We start from the raw sequence: 19,310 nt of genomic DNA, 5'->3' as shown, positions 1-19,310 counted from the left end.
TGAGCAAAATTCGATCTTGAGCCCTGAGGGGGAGGCGTGAAGGTGTGCGGCGGAGTGTCACCGGCATAAAGGACAATTTGTTGTCATCGTGTTTCACGTGAAACGTCGCTCACTGCTGCACGGCATCATCGGCCGGGGACGCGCCGCGGCCGAACCGCGAGATCGAAAGCCCCTGGGTTCTCTAGGAAAGGGCACCTCTGGTGACGCTCCGTCCTTCCCGCGGGGCAGGGAGTTGTCCACAGAGGTGGATTTCTCCACAGAACACCAGGCCTCACTGGTTCACCACCCCGAAGGCATGGGAGGCTCTGTTCATTGCGAGCCTGAAGTCGAGGAGAGTGAATCCTTGCGGTCCGACGCCAACATCGCGGGACCGATGACCGATCCGGTCCCCGGTCCCCGTACCGAGTCGATGGGGGCGGATGTTTCACGTGAAACACCGCCTCCGATGGACGACACTCCCATCGGTCGTGCTGCCCAACTCGCTGTGGAAGCTCTGGGCCGCGCCGGCGAAGGTCTGCCACGTCCGGAGCAGACCCGAGTCATGGTGGTTGCCAACCAGAAGGGCGGGGTGGGCAAGACGACGACCACCGTCAACCTTGCCGCATCGCTGGCGCTGCATGGTGCCCGCGTTCTGGTGATCGACCTCGACCCACAGGGCAATGCCTCTACCGCACTGGGAATCGACCACCACGCCGAAGTTCCGTCCATCTACGACGTGTTGGTCGAGAGTAAGCCGCTGGCCGAGGTCGTCCAGCCGGTGGTGGATGTCGAAGGTCTCTTCTGTGCCCCCGCCACGATCGATCTCGCCGGTGCGGAGATCGAGCTGGTGTCCCTGGTGGCACGAGAGAGCCGGCTCCAGCGGGCGATCCAGGCGTACGAGCAGCCTCTGGACTACATCCTCATCGACTGCCCGCCCTCGCTCGGCCTGCTGACGGTCAACGCGCTCGTCGCGGGCGCCGAGGTACTCATCCCGATCCAGTGCGAGTACTACGCCCTGGAGGGCCTCGGCCAACTGCTGCGCAACGTTGACCTGGTGCGGGGGCACCTCAACCCCGCACTGCATGTGTCGACCATCCTGCTCACCATGTACGACGGCCGGACGCGTCTCGCTTCCCAGGTCGCGGACGAGGTGCGCAGCCACTTCGGCGAGGAGGTGCTACGGACGAGCATTCCCCGCTCGGTCCGTATCTCCGAGGCGCCGAGTTATGGGCAGACGGTATTGACCTACGATCCTGGATCGAGCGGTGCCCTCTCGTATCTTGAGGCGGCCCGAGAAATCGCGCTGAAGGGCCTCGGTGTCAGCTACGACCCGGCCCAGGCCCATATCGGCGCCCAGAGCAACACGAGCATGGTGGAGGGGATCCAGTGAGCGAGCGACGGAGGGGGCTGGGGCGTGGCCTCGGCGCATTGATCCCAGCTGCCCCAACCGAGAAGACCCCGGCCCAGACAGCGGTGAGCGGTACGGCATCTCCGTCCCCCGCAGCGGTCCCGGTGCTGACGACCGACCGTGGGGTCGCCGCCGCCAAGGTGACGACGCTACCGGCCGTTTCACATGAAACCGAGGAGGAGTCGTCGGTGTTCGGGGGAGGCGCGGAGACGCCCGCTCCTCCGATGGGTGCCCACTTCGCGGAGATCCCCCTCGACGACATCACGCCGAACCCGCGGCAGCCGCGTGAGGTCTTCGACGAGGACGCTCTGCAGGAGCTGGTCACCTCCATCCAGGAGGTCGGCCTCCTCCAGCCCGTCGTCGTACGCCAGCTGGGCCCCTCGCGCTACGAGCTCATCATGGGCGAGCGGCGCTGGCGGGCCTGCCGTGAGGCCGGCCTGGAGGCGATCCCGGCGATCGTCCGGGCGACGGACGACGAGAAACTCCTCCTGGACGCGCTGCTGGAGAACCTCCACCGTGCCCAGCTGAACCCGCTGGAAGAGGCCGCCGCCTACGACCAGTTGCTGAAGGACTTCAACTGCACGCACGATCAGCTGGCCGACCGCATCGGCCGCTCCCGTCCGCAGGTCTCCAACACTCTGCGGCTGCTGAGGCTCTCGCCGGCCGTCCAGCGCCGGGTCGCCGCCGGTGTCCTGTCGGCCGGGCATGCCCGGGCGCTGCTCTCCGTCGATGACTCGGAGGAGCAGGACCGGCTGGCCCACCGGATCGTGGCCGAGGGACTGTCGGTGCGGGCCGTCGAGGAGATCGTGACCCTCATGGGGTCGCGGCCGCAGACGACGACGCGTGCCAAGGGGCCACGTGCGGGCGCCCGGGTCTCCCCGGCGCTGAGCGACCTGGCGACCCGGCTCTCGGACCGCTTTGAAACGCGGGTGAAGGTCGACCTGGGCCAGAAGAAGGGCAAGATCACCGTCGAGTTCGCCTCGATGGAAGACCTTGAGCGGATCCTCGGCACGCTCGCCCCGGGCGAGGGGCCGGTGCTCCACCAGGGGATCCACGACGGCGACTCCGCTGGGCCGGAGGAGTCCGAGGAGTTCGAGGAGTCCGAGGACTGACCGTCCCGGGTGCTTTCCGCCCGGGACCGTCGGGGAGTTTCCCGCCCGGGGCCGGATGTTTCCCGCCAGGTCGGTGCCCCGTCGCTCAGAGACCGGATCGTGTCCGGTGGTACCGGAACACGATCCGCTCTTTGCTTTCAGGCGGTATCGATGGAATCGCTCTGTGGATACGATGCGTTCGGATATCGCGCATCCACCTGGCAGCTGGCAGCACCTCTGAGTGGGAAGCGGGGGCCATGCGATCGATGAGCCGCACCGGACTGGTGAGCGCGGGCCTGGGACTGGGCGCTACTGTCGGATTCGTCGGCAGTCTGCTCAGGGAACGCAGCGCTCTGACAGCCGCTCGCGATGCCGCGGGCGAAGGAAGCGAGGAACAGCCTTCATGGGGCGTCGGCTCGTACCGCTCACGCTGGACAACCTTCAGGACCTTCCCAAGCGCTGTCGCTCGTGTGTCTTCTGGGAACTGGATCCCGTCAGCGGCGAAGCAGCGGTAAGGGCGGGCACACCCGCGCTCGAGAAGGAAGCCTGGATCTCGGCCGTCCTGCTCGACTGGGGATCGTGCGGTCGCGTGGTCTATGTCGACGACGTACCTGTGGGCTTTGTGCTCTACGCTCCGCCCGCCTACGTCCCGCGCTCCACGGCGTTCCCCACGAGCCCGGTCTCGCCGGACGCCGTGCAACTCATGACCGGCTACGTCATGCCCGGTTATCAGGGACAGGGGCTCGGACGCGTGATGGTCCAGACGGTCGCCAAGGATCTGCTGCGCCGGGGCTTCAAAGCGATCGAGGCGTTCGGTGACGCCCGCTACAAGGAGCCAGCCTGTCTGCTGCCCGCCGACCATCTGCTGGCGGTGGGCTTCAAGACGGTACGGCAGCACCCCACACGTCCACGGTTGCGGCTGGAGCTGCGGACGACGCTCTCTTGGAAGGAAGACGTGGAGCTGGCACTCGACCGGCTCCTGGGGGCCGTACAGAAGGAACCGGTGCTGCGGCCGCTCTAATCGGCGCCGCCTAGTCCGTCGAAGCGAGTCCACAAAGCAAATGGGCCAACCCCGTGGGGTTGGCCCATTCGTGTTTCACGTGAAACGTCACTCGGTGATGAAGTCGTCGAGGTCGCGCAGGAGTGCGGCCTTCGGCTTGGCGCCGACGATCGTCTTGGCGACCTCACCGCCCTGGTACACGTTCAGAGTGGGGATCGACATGACGCCGTACTTGGCGGCCGTCGTCGGGTTCTCGTCGATGTTCAGCTTGACGATCTCGATCTTCTCGCCGTGCTCGGCGGCGATGGCCTCAAGAGACGGGGCGATCTGGCGGCACGGGCCGCACCACTCGGCCCAGAAGTCCACCAGGACGGGCTTGTCGCTCTTGAGGACGACCTCATCGAAGTCGGCGTCGGTCACATGCTTCAGAGTGCCGGCCACGGCAGGCTCCTTTACTCGTTCGTGCGGTGGGGCGGAAGGGGGATGGTCAGACGGTGGTCTTCTCGGGCTCGGCCTTCTCCTCGTCCGCGAGGGCGGCGAGGAAACGCTCGGCGTCGAGAGCAGCGGAGCAGCCGGTACCGGCCGCGGTGATCGCCTGACGGTAGGTGTGGTCCACCACGTCACCGGCGGCGAACACACCCACCAGGTTGGTGTGCGTCGAGGGCGAGTCGACCTTCAGGTAGCCCTCCTCGTCCAGGTCCAGCTGGCCCTTGAACAGCTCCGTGCGCGGGTCATGGCCGATCGCGATGAACAGGCCGGTCACCGGCAGGTCCGAGAGCTCACCGGTCTTGACGTTGCGCAGCTTCAGACCGGCCAGTTTCTGGTCGCCCTGGACCTCGGCGATCTCGCTGTCCCAGGCGAACTTGATCTTCGGGTCGGCGAAGGCGCGCTCCTGCATCGCCTTGGAGGCACGCAGGGTGTCCCGGCGGTGGACGATCGTCACGGACTTGGCGAACCGGGAGAGGAAGGTGGCCTCCTCCATCGCGGTGTCGCCGCCGCCGATCACGGCGATGTCCTGCTCCTTGAAGAAGAACCCGTCACAGGTGGCGCACCAGGAGACACCGCGGCCGGAGAGGGCGTCCTCGTTCGGCAGACCCAGCTTGCGGTGCTGGGAGCCGGTGGTGACGATGACTGCCTTCGCCTTGTGTACCGTACCGGCGGTGTCCGTGACGGTCTTGATCTCACCAGTCAGGTCGACGGAGACGATGTCGTCCGGGACCAGCTCGGCACCGAAGCGCTCGGCCTGGGCGCGCATGTTGTCCATGAGGTCGGGACCCATGATGCCGTCGCGGAAGCCCGGGAAGTTCTCCACCTCGGTGGTGTTCATCAGTGCACCGCCCGCGGTGACGGCGCCCTCGAACACGAGGGGCTTCAGCGACGCGCGCGCGGTGTAGAGCGCCGCCGTGTAGCCGGCGGGCCCGGAGCCGATGATGATCACGTTACGGACGTCGCTCACGGCTTGGTTCCTCGTCTCTGGTCTACGTCATTCGACCGGTGGGAGTTCCTGTCAGAAGCTCTCACCCCACCCAACGGATCCTACGGGGCGCGCATTCCCGGTGTGCCCGGGCACACGGGCATCCCACACCGTACGGATTTCCACGCCAGGGCGGGACGATGCGTCCTCTGCTCCGGGGGCGTTCCAGGACCGCTCAGGGGCGTGTCAGGGACTCCGTCAGCAGAACCTGACCAGCGGAGGCCGATGGCCGACTCTGGCACGTGGCGTCGACGATGAAGACCGTCACCCGAGTGCTGTCGGAGGCATCGGGGAGGACGACGAGGAAGACGTCCTTCCCGTCGTACGTCCCCTTCTTCGCACCGAGGACGTCGTCGGTCTGGCTGATGCCCTGGCGGACGCACGATGGCACTGACGCCGAGGGCTGGATACGGGTGGTGAACGGCATGTCCGTCGAGCCGGGTGAAGTGGACTCCCCCTGGATGCCCAGGTCCGGCTTCTTGGAGCCGCGCAGGCTCGTCTTGGTGCCGAGGAGGTTCTCCACCTCTGTCTGGAGAGTGCTCCTGGAGAAGCTCTCGGCGGAGCTTGTCGGCTTGCCCTGAGCCGTCGTCGGCCCGTTGCCGCCGAGGGACTGGAGGAGGAACGAACCGGCACCCAGGACGGCCGCGGTGAAGACAGCTCCGAGAACGACGGTCCGGCGGCGTCGGCCGCGAGCCCGTCCGCGGTCCTTGCGGCCGGGACCGGTCGAAGCGCTCGACCGTCCGGCGGGCCGGTCCACTGCGTCCAGTGAGGGCGATGTGGGGGTCGATGTTTCACGTGAAACATGCGTCTCGGGTGCCGTGGCGTTCAGCAGCGCCTCGGCGGCGAGGGCGGCGTCGAGGCGGCCCGCGACCTCAGCCGGCATAGGCGCCGGCCCCGGCAGCGTGCCCAGCAGGCCCCGGATCTCCTCCAGCGAAGCGTGGACGTCGGCACAGAGCTCGCACTCGTCCAGGTGCTGTCGTACTTCCGCGGTCCGGGTATCCGGGAGCAGGCCCTCGGTGAGGTCGGAGATCTCCGCGACGTCCGGGTGCCCGGTCGTGTCTGTCGTGGAAGTCACGCTCGCCCACCTCCGCCCTTCACTGCGGCTGAATCACTCGGCCCGGTCTCCTGTGAGCCCCCGTCCCGAGGGCTCGCTGCCGGTGGGACGGATGTCCCCTCCGCCCGGTTCCGTGCCGGGTCCCGCTCCCTCTCGTCACCGGTGTTTTCCGGCCGTAGATGGGTGAGCAGCGGCAGGAGTCTGGCTCTGCCGCGGGCGCAGCGGCTCTTCACCGTCCCCGTGGGTACATCGAGGATCCGGGCCGCTTCCGCGACCGGATAGCCCTGCATGTCGACCAGGACGAGAGCGGCGCGCTGGTCGTGCGGCAGCGTGCCCAGGGCTTCAAGGAGCTGGCGATGCAGATCGTTGCGCTCGGCCGGAGCGGAGGCCGATTCATGCGGCTCCAGCAGTTGCTCCAGCCGCTCGGTGTCATCGACGGGAGCGGTCTTCCGGGAGGCCGCCTTGCGGGCCCGGTCGAGGCAGGCGTTCACCGTGATCCGGTGCAGCCACGTTGTGACGGCCGACTGGCCCCGGAAGGTGTGGGCGGCCCGGTAGGCGGACACCAAGGCGTCCTGGACAGCGTCAGCGGCCTCTTCGCGGTCTCCCAGGGTCCGCAGCGCGACCGCCCAGAGCCGGTCCCGGTGCCGGCGCACAATCTCGCCGAAGGCATCGGGGTCGCCTTCCACATGGCGGGCGAGTAGGTCCTGGTCGCCCACTCCGTCGTATCCGGCGCCCTCCGCCATCTGCCCCCTCCGCCTCCGGTGAGACCGTCAGCCTGTGAACTTCACTTCGGTGATGGCCTGCTTGTAGCCCTCTCCGGCATACGCGCTCGAGTCATTGCCGGAGTACGGCACGGCAGTGAGCCACACGAGGACGTACTGACTCTTCACCTTCTTGCTGACCTTCACCGCGGCGGTGTTCCCGGTGGTGGTGACACTGCCGATCTTGGTCATCGAGCTGAGCGATCCCGGGGTCAGCGAGTCGGCGGCGTACAACTCGACCGTTGTGTGATCGCCAGAGTAGCGAAGCGAGACGGTCCCCGTGGCGACTTCCTTCGCGGAGCCGAGGTCGTAGACGATGCCCACACCCAGCTTGTACGGCGCCAGCTTCGGGCCGGACACGAAGGTGTTCGTCCTCCAGAACGTCGACGTGGTGTTGTCGTACGTCTTCTTGACGTCGCTCGGATGCTGCGCCTCGCCCTCGGCGACGAACTCCTGCGCGTTCTGGATCTTTATCGGGGCGGCGGGTGTGAGGTTGGCGTTGCTCTTGTCGCCGTCGTCCGTCGTCTGGGTGTTGGTCGTGTCGCCGGACTTCCCGCCCTGGCCCATCAGGGCGTCCGCGAGCTGCCAGCTGCCCAGTCCCAGCGCGGCGATCAGCAGGGCCGAGACCGCCCACTTGAGGACCTTGCCGGTGCGGCTCTGAAGCGGGGGCGGCGGGGGCTGGATGGGCTGTGCCACGCCAGGAGGCGTGGGGCGACCGTAGGTGCCCTGCTGGTACGTGGTGCGCTGGTAGTCGGGCGGCGCCGTGAACGACGGCTCCGGCGGGCGGATGCGGGGCATCTCGCCGATCGCCTTCACCAACTCCTCCGGCGTGGTGCACGCGGACTCGTGACGGGAGGCGGTGGCGCCGTCGTTGACCAGGGCACGCATGGCGAGCTCCGACAGGCCGCGGTGGACACCGGCGCGCACCTGGTCGGGTGCGATCAGGCCGACGTCCTTGGGCAGCCCAGGCAGACCGTAGGCGTCGCTCTGGTACGGCCAGCGCTGGGTGAGCGCCGCGTACAGCAGGGCGCCGATCGCCTCGGTGTCGGTGCGCTGCGGGGTGTCGGAACTGATACCGCGCAGCGCCGCGTTCACCGCGAGGCCGCGGATACGCCACTGACCGCTGGAGGTGCGCAGCACGGCGTTGGGGTTGAGCCGGAGATGGGCCAGTCCCTCGCGGTGCGCGGCCGCCATCGCGGAGGCGATCTGACTGACCATCTGGTAGGTGTCGTGCGGCTCCAGCGGGCCGACCGCGAGCAACGGGGTCAGTTCGGTGGCGTCGGGCAGCCACTCGTGCACCACGTAGACGAGGTCGTTCTCCTCGACGGCATCCAGGACCTGCACGAACCGGGGATCCCCGAGCAGCGCGGCGGAGCGGGCGGCGGCCAGCACGGCGCGGGAGCGCGCATGGGCGGCCGGCAGGACGTGCACGCCGACGGCGCGCCTCAGTTTCTCGTCGACCGCACGCCAGCTGCTGAATCCGTCCAGACGGGTGACGCACTCCTCAAGACGGTAGCGTCTGGCGAGCTTGTGACCGCTGTGCAGTTCGGGAGGTGAGGCCTTCTTCCCTGGATTCGCGGCCGCGCCGCTCCCCTGTGCCTCGTCGCTGTCCGTGTCCCGCTCCGGGTTCTGGGCCACCCCGTCGGCCGTGGACTGGTCCGCCTTGGCGGTCAGCGGCTTGTCACCGCTGTTGTCTGCCACGTCGACGGCAGCCGTGCTCCGTTCCGCCACCGTCGTTCCCTGCCTCCCCATTCGTTGCACGCTCTCCGACGCCGAAACCAATTGTGCCCACAGTCCTCCGCTATGCACGACACGCGGCGGTGAACGATGGTTGTGCGCTTACCCCCGCCTCAGCGACCCAGACGCCCGCGCACCATACCCACGAGGGAGTTGAGCTCCTCGATCCGCATGCGGCGCGCGGCTACGTAGAAGACGCCGAGCAGTACCACTCCACCGGCCAGCAACGCGGCGAAGGAACCGATCACGCCCTGACCGAGAGTGTGGCCGATGCCGTAGCAGGCCGCACCGCTGAGCAGAGCCGCCGGTACGGAGGCGATGCACAGCCGCGCGTAGGTGCGGGTGACCTGGGAACCGTCCAGGTCGCCGCCGAGCCGCTTGCGCAGCCGCTTCCAGGCGACACCCACGCCGATCGCGTAGGCGAGGCCGTAGGAGGCGGCCATGCCGGCCACCGCCCAGCGGGCCGGGAGCAGGAGGTAACACGTGACCGAGGCGCCTGCGTTGACCGCGGCGACGATGACCGTGTTGTAGAACGGGGTGCGGGTGTCCTCGTAGGCGTAGAAGGCGCGCAGGACGACGTACTGCACCGAGTAGGGGACGAGGCCGAGGCCGAAGGCCATCAGCATGAACCCCATGTTGGTGGCCTCGCTGATGCCCGAGGAACCGAAGATCAGGGTGCACATCGGGATGCCGAGTGCCACGAAGCCGAAGGCGATGGGCACGATCGCGACGGCGGTCGTCCGCAGCCCCTGGGAGATGTCGTCGCGGACGGCGCCGGTGTCGTTCTCGGCGGCCGAGCGGGAGATCCGCGGCAGCAGGGCCGCCATCAGGGAGACCGTGATGATGGCCTGCGGCAGGCCCCAGATCAGCTGGGCGTTGGCGTAGGCGGCGAAACCGGTGCCGTCGACCGGGGAGTTCTTGCCGGCCGAGGTCGACAGCTGGGAGACGACGAGCGCGCCCGCCTGGTTGGCGAGGACGAACAGCACGGTCCACTTGGCGAGGGTGGCGGCCTTCCCGAGGCCGTGGCCCTTCCAGTCGAAGCGCAGCCGCAGCCGGAACCCGGTCTCCCGCAGGTAGGGGATCATCGCCAGGGCCTGGACCACGAGGCCGAGCAGCACGCCGATGCCCAGCAGCCGCTGGCCTTCCGGCGGGATGGTGGTGACCTTCATACCGGAGTGCGCGGCGGTGCCGTACACCCAGATGAACAGTCCGAGGGTGACGATGATGACGATGTTGTTGAGGACCGGGGTCCACATCATCGCGCCGAACTTGCCCCGGGCGTTGAGGATCTGACCCATCACCACGTGGACGCCCATGAAGAAGATCGAGGGCAGGAAGTAACGGACGAAAGTGACACCGACCTCGTTGGCCGCCGGGTCGCTGGCGACCGAGTCGGACAGCATCCGGATCAGGAAGGGCGCGGCCGCGATCGTGGCGGCGGTGAGCAGGCCCAGCGCCACCATCACCAGGGTCAGCAGGCGGTTCGCGAACGCCTCGCCGCCGTCCTCGTCCTCCTTCATGGCCCGCACCAGCTGCGGTACGAAGACGGAGTTGAGACCACCGCCGACGGTCAGGATGTAGATCATCGTCGGCAGCTGGTAGGCGACCTGGAACGTGTCACCGAGCAGGCCCACGCCCAGTGCGGAGACGATCAGCGCCGAGCGGACGAAACCCGTGAGGCGGGAGACCATCGTGCCCGCCGCCATCACGGCACTGGACTTCAGCAGCCCGGAGGCGCGCCCGCCCTTCTTGGCCGCAGGCGCCGAGGGTGCTGCGGAGGCCGCCGGAGCGGCCGGCACCGGCTCGGCGGCGGGGCCCTCGGGTGCGGACGGGGCCTGCGGGAACCGGGGAGCCCCGTATTGAGGAGCCGCGTACTGGTTCTGGGCCGCGGGGGCCTGGGGCGCCTGCCGGTATTGACCGGAGGGCGGTGGGTACTGGCCTGCGGGCGGTGGGTACTGGCCCGCGGGGCCCGGGATGTGCCGCGGGTCCATCTGCGGGTTGCCGCTGCCCTGCTGCTGGTCCCGGAACAGGTGAGCGAAGGCGTCCGGCTCGTGGCGCTCCTCGCCGGAGTGCGTGACCAGATCGTCCACGCCCACGAACTGGGTCGTGCGTGGGTCGTCGCCGTAGGGCAGGTACTGGGTCGGGCCCTCCGGCTCCGGCGCCGGGGTCTGGGCCCACACATGCGGGTCGGGGGCGTACGGCGACTGGGCGGGCTGGCCGTACAGCGGCTGCTGCGGGTACGTGCCGGGGGGCGGCGGGGGGTGCGCGGCGCGGTCGTAGAGCGCCTCGGCGACCGGGTCCTGGGCGGAGAGGTCCTGCGCCCGGTAGGGGTCCTGTTCGTAGGCGTCCTGGAGGTACATGTCAGCCGCGTCCTGCGGCGGGACCTGGCCGGCCTCCGGCGGCGGCTCGGGGTAGCCCGAACCGGCCGCGCCCTGGCCGCGTTCACCGTCGTACGGCGCGTTCATGGTTACCCCACCTCATCGTCCCGGGCCACACCGGCCACGACATCGCTCAACGGTCCACTCTCTCACCCGTCCCGGACGGGTCGGCGCTTTCCGGTGCGGTGTCCGGTGTCGGGTCACTCGGCTGCTCCGGGTCGCCTGCCCCGGAGCGGGCCTCGGACTCTTCCTGGAGACGATCCTCACGGACGTCGGAGTTCCCCGGCCGGCCGGTGTCCTCGAGACCCTCGACCTCCAGGGCCTCGGGGGTCCCCGGGGTCTGCGGCGCGTCCGGGGTGTTCCCGGCCGCCTCGTCGGGGCCATCGCCCTCCACGGCCCGGCGGGCGGCCGCCCGCTTGCGGTGGGTGTACATCCGCAAGCCGGCGAGCACCAGCAGCAGCACACCGCCGCCGATGACCAGCATCACGGTGGGCGTGACCTCGGTGACCTTTACGTCGAACCGGACGGGGGCGCCGTACTCCTGGCCGTCCTCGGTGTAGAGCTGGGCGATGACCTCCACCCGGCCGTTGGCGTTGGCCGAGGTCGAGAACTTCACGGACTGGCTGTGGCCGCCGGCCACCGCGACGGGCTGCTCGTAGTAGGCCTTGCCGCCGACCTCCAGCCGGGTCGGCATTGTCGAGGTGAGCCGCAGGACGAGGTGGTCGACGCCCTGGACCAGGTTGTTCTGGACGGTCACCGGAATGGTGGCGCTGCGGCCGGAGAGCTTGGTCTCGGACTTGTCGATCAGCTTGACCTGGCCGATGAGGTCGTCGAGCCAGGACTCCACGCCCGTGCGGAAGCTGTCCGCCTCGGTGCCGCCGCCCCGCCACGACGTGGACATCTCACGGTTCATGGCCCGCCCGAAGGGGGTCACCACCCGGGACTCGTCGGTGAGGATCACCTGGAAGTTGTCGAGCTTGTCCTGGGTGCGGGCGATCTGCTCGAAGGCCGTCCGGGGCAGTTCCTGCCTGCGCAGGGAGGAGGGGTAGGCGTACGAGGAGGGGACCTTGGTGGTCGCGCCTGGGTCGGGCTTGTCCTTGGCTGCCGTCGCGAGGTCCTGGGACTGTGACCAGTTGCCGTCCTGCAACGCGGTGATCGCCGTCGCCATCGCCTGGGCCTGGCTCGCCGACGGCATCCGCTGCGGGGCGACGACGATGCTGCGCTGTTTGCCGGTCTGGGTGTTCAGCGCCAGGCTCTGGGCCAGGAACCGCTGCACCGCAAGGGTGGCCGAGTCGGCCTTCGTCAGATCGCCCTCGAACGCCCTGGACAGTCGCGCGTCCGCGACCACCGCCGTCGTCCCGCCACCGATCGGACGCGCCGCGGAGGGCGTGTAGGACAGCCCGCCCGTCTCCTGGAGGCTGTCGCTGCGGGCGATCACCTTGTCGGCGCCCGCCGAGGTGGCGACCTTGATGATCGACGGGTCGACGGCACCGTTCACGGGCCAGGCGAAGTCGGTGCTCGGTGTGACATGGAGCACGGTCTCCACCGTGGTGGCGGCGACGTCGGTGGCGTCCTTGAGGTGACTCAGCGATCCGGTCACGCTGGTGCCAGTGTGGGCGAGGGAGGCCAGGTCCGGGTCGGCGAAGGGAAGGGCCACCACCTCCTTGCCCGCCACCGCACCCTGCAGGTCGGTCAGAAACTGCTTGGCCACCGCCTGATGGGTGCCGGCCGTGGTGGAGCCGCCTGCGCCCTGGATCCGGTAGCTGCGGGTCATCGCGTCCACTGAGGCCAGCAGGTCCGGGTCGATCACCCAGGTGACGTCCAGGTCCTTGCCGAGCGCCAGCATCTGCGCCAGCCGGCCGCCGGGCGAGATCTCCTTGGCGAGATCCTCATTGAGGAAGACCGGCGTCTGCAGCTCACCCGCGCCCGTCTTCGCCGTCACATGGACGGTGGAGATCAGCGGCCACAGATACGTCGTCTTGGTCCTCGTGTCGGCCTCGGAGGACTGCCACGGCAGGAAAGTTCGCTGGATGCCGAGTACCTGGTCCCACGGCTGCGCGGACGTCTGCCCGGACAGCGAGACGGCGAACGGGTACACGCCGTCCTGGCCGAGATCGAGCTTGTCGACCGGCACGGAGATGCTGAAGTGCTCGGCGACCCCCGGGGGGAGGGAGCCGAAGTCCTCGGTGTACTTGCCGCCGACCGCGGTGCCGAGACTCGACTGGAGGTCATCGGGGTGCTGGGCGGCGGAGTCGATCGCGGAGCGCGTGCTGAGCTGAGAGCCCACGCGCAGGTCCACGTGGGCGTCCGTGACGGCCTGCTTGGCGTTGTTGGTCACCGTGCCGGAGACCGTCAGCGTGTCCCCGTCACTGGGGGCGCTGGGGCTGAGCGAGTCCAGGGCGACGGACACCGTGTCCGATCCGGCCGCATGCGCCGGCGTCGCGGCGGGCAGCTGCACCAGTGCGGCCAGCAGAGGCGCACCCGCGAGCAGTGCCCCGGTGCGCCGCAGCCAGCGACGGGCAGGTGAGGGCGTCCCCTGGAAGTCTGCCGCCTCGGCCACGCGCTCGTCCGTCCCTCGTCATCGTCAGTGGTCGTCGGAATGTGCGTCCACGCATGGTAACGAGGCGCGCGGAGCTGAAGTGCCGCGGTCTGCTCCACAAGATCAGGGGAGGAGATCGGCCCGTCCCCTATATCCAGTATCGTCAGGAGACTCATGTAAGCGGCGAGAGCTGCCCTTGTGCGGGTATGGAGTGAGCTGTCCCACTCCTCTATATGGAGGCTTTGTGTGGGGCGCTGCCGGAATATGGAGGCGCTTCGAGCCGCTTGGGGCACGTACCCTTTTCTGTTGTGCCGAACGCCAATGATGACACTCCTCTCTCTGCCCTGAGCCAGGCGCAGCAGCGCGCGGTGAGCGAACTGCTGCGGGTGGCGCCCGTCGCCGACGATCTCGCCCGCCGATTCCAGGAGGCCGGGTTCTCGCTTGCCCTGGTCGGCGGCTCGGTCCGGGACGCGCTGCTGGGCCGGCTCGGCAATGACCTGGACTTCACCACCGACGCCCGCCCCCAGGACGTTCTTAAGATCGTCCGGCCCTGGGCGGACGCCGTCTGGGAGGTCGGTATCGCTTTCGGCACGGTCGGCGCACAGAAGGACGGCTACCAGATCGAGGTCACGACCTACCGGTCGGAGGCGTACGACCGGACCTCACGCAAGCCCGAGGTGTCGTACGGCGACTCCATCGAGGAGGACCTCGTCCGGCGTGACTTCACGGTCAACGCCATGGCGGTGGCGCTGCCGGAGAAGGAGTTCATCGACCCGCACGGCGGACTGGACGACCTGGCGGCTCGTGTGCTGCGCACCCCGGGGACGCCGGAGGACTCCTTCTCGGACGACCCGCTGCGGATGATGCGCGCCGCCCGCTTCGCAGCCCAGCTCGACTTCGAGGTGGCCCCCGAGGTCGTCGCGGCGATGAAGGACATGGCCGGACGTCTGGAGATCGTCTCGGCCGAGCGGGTCCGGGACGAGCTGAACAAGCTGATCCTCTCCGCCCACCCCCGGAAGGGACTGACGCTGCTCGTCGACACCGGCCTTGCCGACCATGTCCTGCCCGAGCTGCCCGCGCTGCGGCTGGAGAGCGACGAGCACCATCGGCACAAGGACGTCTACGACCACACGCTGATCGTCCTGGAGCAGGCCATGGCGCTGGAGGAGAACGGCCCCGACCTCACCCTCCGCCTTGCCGCGCTGCTGCACGACATCGGCAAGCCGCGCACCCGCCGCTTCGAGGAGGACGGCCGGGTCTCGTTCCACCACCACGAGGTGGTCGGCGCGAAGATGACCAGGAAGCGCATGACGGCCTTGAAGTACTCCAACGAACTGGTGAAGGACGTCTCACACCTGGTCGAACTTCACCTGCGCTTCCACGGCTACGGTGCCGGGGAGTGGACCGATTCGGCGGTCCGCCGCTACGTCCGTGACGCGGGCCCTCTGCTCGACCGTCTCCACAAGCTGACCCGGTCCGACTGCACCACCCGCAACAAGCGGAAGGCAGTGGCGCTCTCCCGTGCCTACGACGGCCTGGAGGAGCGCATCGCGGAGCTTCAGGAGCGGGAGGAGCTCGATGCCATCCGCCCGGACCTCGACGGAAACCAGATCATGGAGATCCTGGGAATCCGACCCGGCCCGGAGGTCGGCAAGGCCTACAAGCACATGCTGGAGCTCCGGCTGGAGAACGGACCGATGGAGCACGACGCGGCGGTGGACGCGCTCAAGGAGTGGTGGGCCGAGCAGGGCTGAGTGCGCGGAACGGGGTTGTGTTTCACGTGAAACATGACCCGGTCGGCACACAACGAGGGGCGATGTTTCACGTGAAACATTGCCCCTTCTCCCTACTTCCTTACTTCCAGTGGTCCTTCAGGCAGAGCAGGAACGAGTCGCTACCGCTCTGGTCGGTGGAGGCCGGTGTAGGTAACGTCGTTGCGCACGGCGCGAGTTAAGGCCCGGGCAACTGAGCCGTTGCCACTGACATGGCTGTAAGCCGGAGGGGTTACGTGACTCTGCTGTGACCCTCAGTGGCGTTCAAAGCGGGCCATGGCCGCTGCAACCGCCGCGTAGACGAAGGCGACGGTGATGACAAGGGCCTCGGAGCGGCCGTCCGGTGGGAGCATCAGGGCGGCGACACCGGCGGCCCCCGCGAAGGCGACGTTGAAGAGCACGTCGTACACGGAGAAGACCCGGCCGCGGAAGCCGTCGTCGACGGACGACTGGACGATGGTGTCCGTGGCGATCTTCGCGCCCTGGGTGATGAGCCCCAGGACGAAGGCGGCGACGAGCATGGGGACTGTCGTGAACGGGAGGCCCAGAGCGGGCTCCAGTACGGCGGCGGACGCGGCGCACACGACGATCCAGCGCCCGGGGCCGAGCCGCCCCGCGGTCCACGGCGTCACCACGGCCGCCGCGAAGAAACCCGCGCCGGATATCCCCAACGCCAGCCCCAGCAGACCGAGACCGCCGTCCGGGTCGGAAGAGAGGGCGTAGCGGCACAGCATCAGCACCAGGACGAGCAGGGCGCCGTAGCAGAAGCGCATCGCTGTCATGGTGAACAGCGCCCAGGCGGCCTCGCGGCGCCGGGGTGCGGCGAGATGGCGTATCGCCTCCAGCAGGTCGCGCGCGGTGCTGATCACTGCCGTTCCCAGGCTCGGCTGCGCCAGACGCCGGTCGGGGCCGAGCAGTCCCGGGGCCATGGTCAGCGAGGTGAGGGCCGCGCACAGGTACAGCACCGCGCCCAGCAGTACCACCGCGGCATTGGAGTCCGAGGCCACCAGCCGTACGGCGAACGCGAGGCCGCCGCCGACGGTCGCGGCGAGGGTTCCGGCGGTCGGGGACAGAGAGTTGGCCAGCACCAGACGGTCGGTATCGACCACGCGCGGGAGGGCGGCGGACAGACCCGAAAGGACGAAGCGGTTGACAGCTGTCACACACAGAGCCGAGACGTAGAAGAGCCAGTCGGGGACATGGCCGGCCATCAGGACGGCGGTGCCGGCGGCCAGCGACGCGCGCAGCAGATTGCCGTAGAGGAAGACCTGGCGGCGGCGCCAGCGGTCCAGCAGGACGCCGGCGAAAGGGCCCACAAGGGAGTACGGGAGGAGCAGGACCGCCATGGCCGAGGCGATCGCGGCCGGTGAGGTCTGCTTCTCAGGGGAGAAGACGACATAGGCGGCGAGCGAGACCTGGTAGACGCCGTCGGCACCCTGGGAGAGCAGGCGGACGGCGAGCAGACGGCGGAAGTCCCGCAGGCGCAGCAGGGCACGCAGGTCGCGGACGACGGGCATGGGGCACAGCCTCACACACGGGGAGAGTCCCCGGGTCGGGGGACCCGGGGACTCTCACAGCCCTGGCAGGAGCGTTTTTGGCGAGCGACGGGAGGTCAGCGCTCGACGTCGCCGCGGATGAACTTCTCCACGTTCTCGCGGGCCTCGTCGTCGAAGTACTGGACCGGCGGGGACTTCATGAAGTAGCTCGACGCGGAGAGGATCGGGCCGCCGATACCGCGGTCCTTGGCGATCTTCGCGGCGCGCAGGGCGTCGATGATGACGCCCGCGGAGTTCGGGGAGTCCCAGACCTCGAGCTTGTACTCCAGGTTCAGCGGGACGTCGCCGAAGGCACGGCCCTCCAGGCGGACGTACGCCCACTTGCGGTCGTCGAGCCAGGCGACGTAGTCCGACGGGCCGATGTGGACGTTCTTCTCGCCGAGGTCCCGGTCGGGGATCTGGGAGGTGACGGCCTGCGTCTTGGAGATCTTCTTGGACTCCAGGCGGTCACGCTCGAGCATGTTCTTGAAGTCCATGTTGCCGCCGACGTTCAGCTGCATCGTGCGGTCCAGGACGACGCCCCGGTCCTCGAACAGCTTCGCCATGACGCGGTGCGTGATGGTGGCACCGACCTGCGACTTGATGTCGTCACCGACGATCGGGACACCGGCCTCGGTGAACTTGTCCGCCCACTCCTTGGTACCGGCGATGAAGACCGGGAGGGCGTTGACGAAGGCGACCTTGGCGTCGATGGCGCACTGGGCATAGAACTTCGCCGCGTCCTCGGAGCCGACGGGCAGGTAGCAGACGAGGACGTCGACCTGCTTGTCCTTGAGTACCTGGACGACGTCGACCGGCTCGGCCTCCGACTCCTCGATGGTCTCGCGGTAGTACTTGCCCAGGCCGTCCAGGGTGTGGCCGCGCTGGACGGTCACCCCCGAGTTGGGCACGTCGCAGATCTTGATGGTGTTGTTCTCGGAGGCGCCGATGGCGTCCGCCAGGTCGAGACCGACCTTCTTGGCGTCCACGTCGAACGCGGCGACGAACTCGACGTCCTTGACGTGGTAGTCGCCGAACTGGACATGCATCAGGCCGGGGACCTTGGACGTCGCATCGGCGTCCTTGTAGTACTCGACTCCCTGCACCAGCGACGCGGCGCAGTTGCCCACGCCGACGATGGCTACGCGAACCGAACCCATTCCGGTTGCTCCCTGTGTGTACGAGTGAGGCCCTGATCGGGCCTCACGTGGCGGTGTCGTCGGGCGTATCCGGCCGGGTCTCCCCGGACCGGGGCAGGACGCCCGGCGCTCCATTGGTGGTGTTCTGCTGAGCGGACCCCCCGGAAGCGGAACCCTTCAGGTCCCGCCCGGCCCGCTCGCTCTCGATGAGCTCGTTCAGCCAGCGCACTTCGCGCTCCACGGACTCCATCCCATGGCGCTGGAGCTCAAGCGTGTAGTCGTCGAGGCGCTCCCGGGTACGTGCCAGCGAGGTGCGCATCTTCTCCAGACGCTCCTCCAGCCGGCTGCGGCGGCCCTCCAGCACGCGCATCCGCACATCGCGCGAGGTCTGCCCGAAGAAGGCGAACCGCGCCGCGAAGTGCTCGTCCTCGTACGCGTCGGGGCCGGTCTGGGAGAGGAGCTCCTCGAAATGCTCCTTACCTTCGGCCGTCAACCGGTAGACGATCTTGGCGCGGCGGCCGGAGAGCGGAGTGGCGAGGGCGTCCTCGGTGGTGTTCCCCGGTTCCTCGATCAACCAGCCGTTGGCGACCAGCGTCTTGAGGCAGGGGTAGAGCGTTCCGTAGCTGAAGGCCCGGAAGACGCCCAGGGACGTGTTGAGCCGTTTCCGCAGTTCATAGCCGTGCATCGGGGATTCGCGGAGCAGGCCGAGCACGGCGAACTCAAGGATGCCGGACCGTCGGCTCATGGTCGCCTCCTCTCGCCTCTGACTCGCTTATCTCGCTCCGATGTATCGACTCGATACATCCCGACGATAGATCGACCTTCCCCGTGCGACAAGAGCAGCGACGGTGAACGGGATCACATCACCGATTCATACGAGGCAAGTTGCCTGATTTGGGGTGAACTTCGGGGCTCGGGGGGTTTTGGTGGTGCGTAGTCTGTGCGGCATGCACACCACCGGGAACCAAGTGACGCCTGGGGGGCGTCCCTGTCCCCGGTGCAGTACGGGTGAATGCAGGACCGACCACATCCGTACTTCGGGGGGACCGGAAACCAGCCGCCGTTTCCAGGCGCGCACGGGTGCGCCTGCCCGAGGAGTAATCGTTCGATGAGCGAGCACCGTCGCAAACCGCCGCAGCCGCAGGGAGGCGGACGTGCCGCGGCCCGACGCGGCCAGTCCGGCTCGTCCGGCCACCGTGCGGCACCGCGAGGCGCCACCGGGTCTCCTTCCGACTCCTATGGGTCCCGTTCCTATGGGTCGGATTCCCAGGACTCGGGAGGTGAAGAGCGCCCCTACGGCGGCCGAGCCGAGGCACGCCGGGCGGCGCAGAGAAACACCGGAGGCCGCCGCAGAACAGCCGACAACGGAAGTCGCGGTCCGGGTGGTCCTGCCGGGCCGGGACGTGGCAGAGGCAGGGCGTCCACGGCGCCCGGCAAGAAGCG

14 protein-coding genes are annotated in these 19,310 nt (G+C 68.6%); 4 read left to right on the top strand and 10 right to left on the bottom strand.

From position 1 onward, the window contains the following. Positions 1-295: 295 nt before the first annotated feature. The 3 genes from ABZ396_RS06230 (at position 296) to ABZ396_RS06220 (ending at position 3,499) form a co-directional block, all read left to right on the top strand. Complete coding sequence (locus ABZ396_RS06230; RefSeq protein ID WP_358915204.1) at positions 296-1,369, top strand: ParA family protein; 1,074 nt, start codon at positions 296-298, stop codon at positions 1,367-1,369. Continuing rightward, positions 1,366-2,499: a ParB/RepB/Spo0J family partition protein gene (locus tag ABZ396_RS06225; protein ID WP_358915127.1), complete on the top strand. Its 1,134-nt coding sequence runs from the start codon at positions 1,366-1,368 to the stop codon at positions 2,497-2,499. The genes ABZ396_RS06230 and ABZ396_RS06225 overlap by 4 nt, the downstream gene beginning before the upstream one ends. 382 nt (positions 2,500-2,881) lie before the next feature. Further along, complete coding sequence (locus ABZ396_RS06220) at positions 2,882-3,499, top strand: GNAT family N-acetyltransferase (RefSeq protein WP_358915126.1); 618 nt, start codon at positions 2,882-2,884, stop codon at positions 3,497-3,499. 87 nt (positions 3,500-3,586) lie between these two features. On the opposite strand, the gene trxA is transcribed toward ABZ396_RS06220, so the two are convergent. From trxA to ABZ396_RS06185, 7 genes are all read right to left on the bottom strand, one after another. Next, positions 3,587-3,919: a thioredoxin gene (trxA, locus tag ABZ396_RS06215; RefSeq protein ID WP_358915124.1), complete on the bottom strand. Its 333-nt coding sequence runs from the start codon at positions 3,917-3,919 to the stop codon at positions 3,587-3,589. 46 nt (positions 3,920-3,965) lie between these two features. After that, positions 3,966-4,934: a thioredoxin-disulfide reductase gene (trxB, locus tag ABZ396_RS06210; RefSeq protein WP_358915122.1), complete on the bottom strand. Its 969-nt coding sequence runs from the start codon at positions 4,932-4,934 to the stop codon at positions 3,966-3,968. 193 nt (positions 4,935-5,127) lie between these two features. Further along, a complete protein-coding gene (locus ABZ396_RS06205) occupies positions 5,128-6,027 on the bottom strand; it encodes a hypothetical protein (protein ID WP_358915120.1) in 900 nt (299 codons plus the stop codon). Further along, complete coding sequence (sigM, locus tag ABZ396_RS06200) at positions 6,024-6,749, bottom strand: RNA polymerase sigma factor SigM (protein ID WP_358915118.1); 726 nt, start codon at positions 6,747-6,749, stop codon at positions 6,024-6,026. The genes ABZ396_RS06205 and sigM overlap by 4 nt, the downstream gene beginning before the upstream one ends. 27 nt (positions 6,750-6,776) lie before the next feature. Continuing rightward, the gene (locus ABZ396_RS06195) at positions 6,777-8,498 is read right to left on the bottom strand and encodes a protein kinase family protein (protein WP_358915117.1); all 1,722 of its coding nucleotides are present in this window, start codon (positions 8,496-8,498) and stop codon (positions 6,777-6,779) included. A 119-nt stretch (positions 8,499-8,617) separates the two neighbouring features. After that, entirely contained in the window at positions 8,618-10,969 is a 2,352-nt protein-coding gene (gene murJ, locus ABZ396_RS06190; protein WP_358915115.1) for a murein biosynthesis integral membrane protein MurJ, read from the bottom strand. A gap of 46 nt (positions 10,970-11,015) precedes the next feature. Then, the gene (locus tag ABZ396_RS06185) at positions 11,016-13,442 is read right to left on the bottom strand and encodes a DUF6049 family protein (protein WP_358915113.1); all 2,427 of its coding nucleotides are present in this window, start codon (positions 13,440-13,442) and stop codon (positions 11,016-11,018) included. 287 nt (positions 13,443-13,729) lie between these two features. Here ABZ396_RS06185 and ABZ396_RS06180 point away from each other — a divergent pair, with 287 nt between their 5' ends. Next, entirely contained in the window at positions 13,730-15,175 is a 1,446-nt protein-coding gene (locus ABZ396_RS06180) for a CCA tRNA nucleotidyltransferase (RefSeq protein ID WP_358915111.1), read from the top strand. Between the two features lie 272 nt (positions 15,176-15,447). On the opposite strand, the gene ABZ396_RS06175 is transcribed toward ABZ396_RS06180, so the two are convergent. The 3 genes from ABZ396_RS06175 to ABZ396_RS06165 form a co-directional block, all read right to left on the bottom strand. Further along, the gene (locus tag ABZ396_RS06175; protein WP_358915110.1) at positions 15,448-16,710 is read right to left on the bottom strand and encodes an MFS transporter; all 1,263 of its coding nucleotides are present in this window, start codon (positions 16,708-16,710) and stop codon (positions 15,448-15,450) included. A 95-nt stretch (positions 16,711-16,805) separates the two neighbouring features. Next, positions 16,806-17,888 (bottom strand): inositol-3-phosphate synthase, encoded by a 1,083-nt coding sequence (locus ABZ396_RS06170; RefSeq protein ID WP_358915108.1) that lies wholly within the window; start codon positions 17,886-17,888, stop codon positions 16,806-16,808. 43 nt (positions 17,889-17,931) lie between these two features. Further along, entirely contained in the window at positions 17,932-18,612 is a 681-nt protein-coding gene (locus ABZ396_RS06165; protein WP_358915106.1) for a PadR family transcriptional regulator, read from the bottom strand. Positions 18,613-19,310: the final 698 nt, after the last annotated feature.

Origin of the sequence: Streptomyces sp. NPDC005866 (genome assembly GCF_040629895.1) — a bacterium.
In the GTDB taxonomy this organism is placed as follows: Bacteria; Actinomycetota; Actinomycetes; order Streptomycetales; family Streptomycetaceae; genus Streptomyces.
The sequence above is the reverse complement of the archived record's forward strand: the minus strand, read 5'-3'. Positions and strand labels throughout refer to the sequence as shown.

Bases quoted from the DNA above. Each gene is read 5' to 3' on its own strand.
- ABZ396_RS06165 (WP_358915106.1), bottom strand. From the start codon at position 18,612: ATGAGCCGACGGTCCGGCATCCTTGAGTTCGCCGTGCTCGGCCTGCTC.
- sigM (WP_358915118.1), bottom strand. From the start codon at position 6,749: ATGGCGGAGGGCGCCGGATACGACGGAGTGGGCGACCAGGACCTACTC.
- ABZ396_RS06170 (WP_358915108.1), bottom strand. From the start codon at position 17,888: ATGGGTTCGGTTCGCGTAGCCATCGTCGGCGTGGGCAACTGCGCCGCG.
- ABZ396_RS06230 (WP_358915204.1), top strand. From the start codon at position 296: ATGGGAGGCTCTGTTCATTGCGAGCCTGAAGTCGAGGAGAGTGAATCC.
- murJ (WP_358915115.1), bottom strand. From the start codon at position 10,969: ATGAACGCGCCGTACGACGGTGAACGCGGCCAGGGCGCGGCCGGTTCG.
- ABZ396_RS06220 (WP_358915126.1), top strand. From the start codon at position 2,882: ATGGGGCGTCGGCTCGTACCGCTCACGCTGGACAACCTTCAGGACCTT.
- ABZ396_RS06175 (WP_358915110.1), bottom strand. From the start codon at position 16,710: ATGCCCGTCGTCCGCGACCTGCGTGCCCTGCTGCGCCTGCGGGACTTC.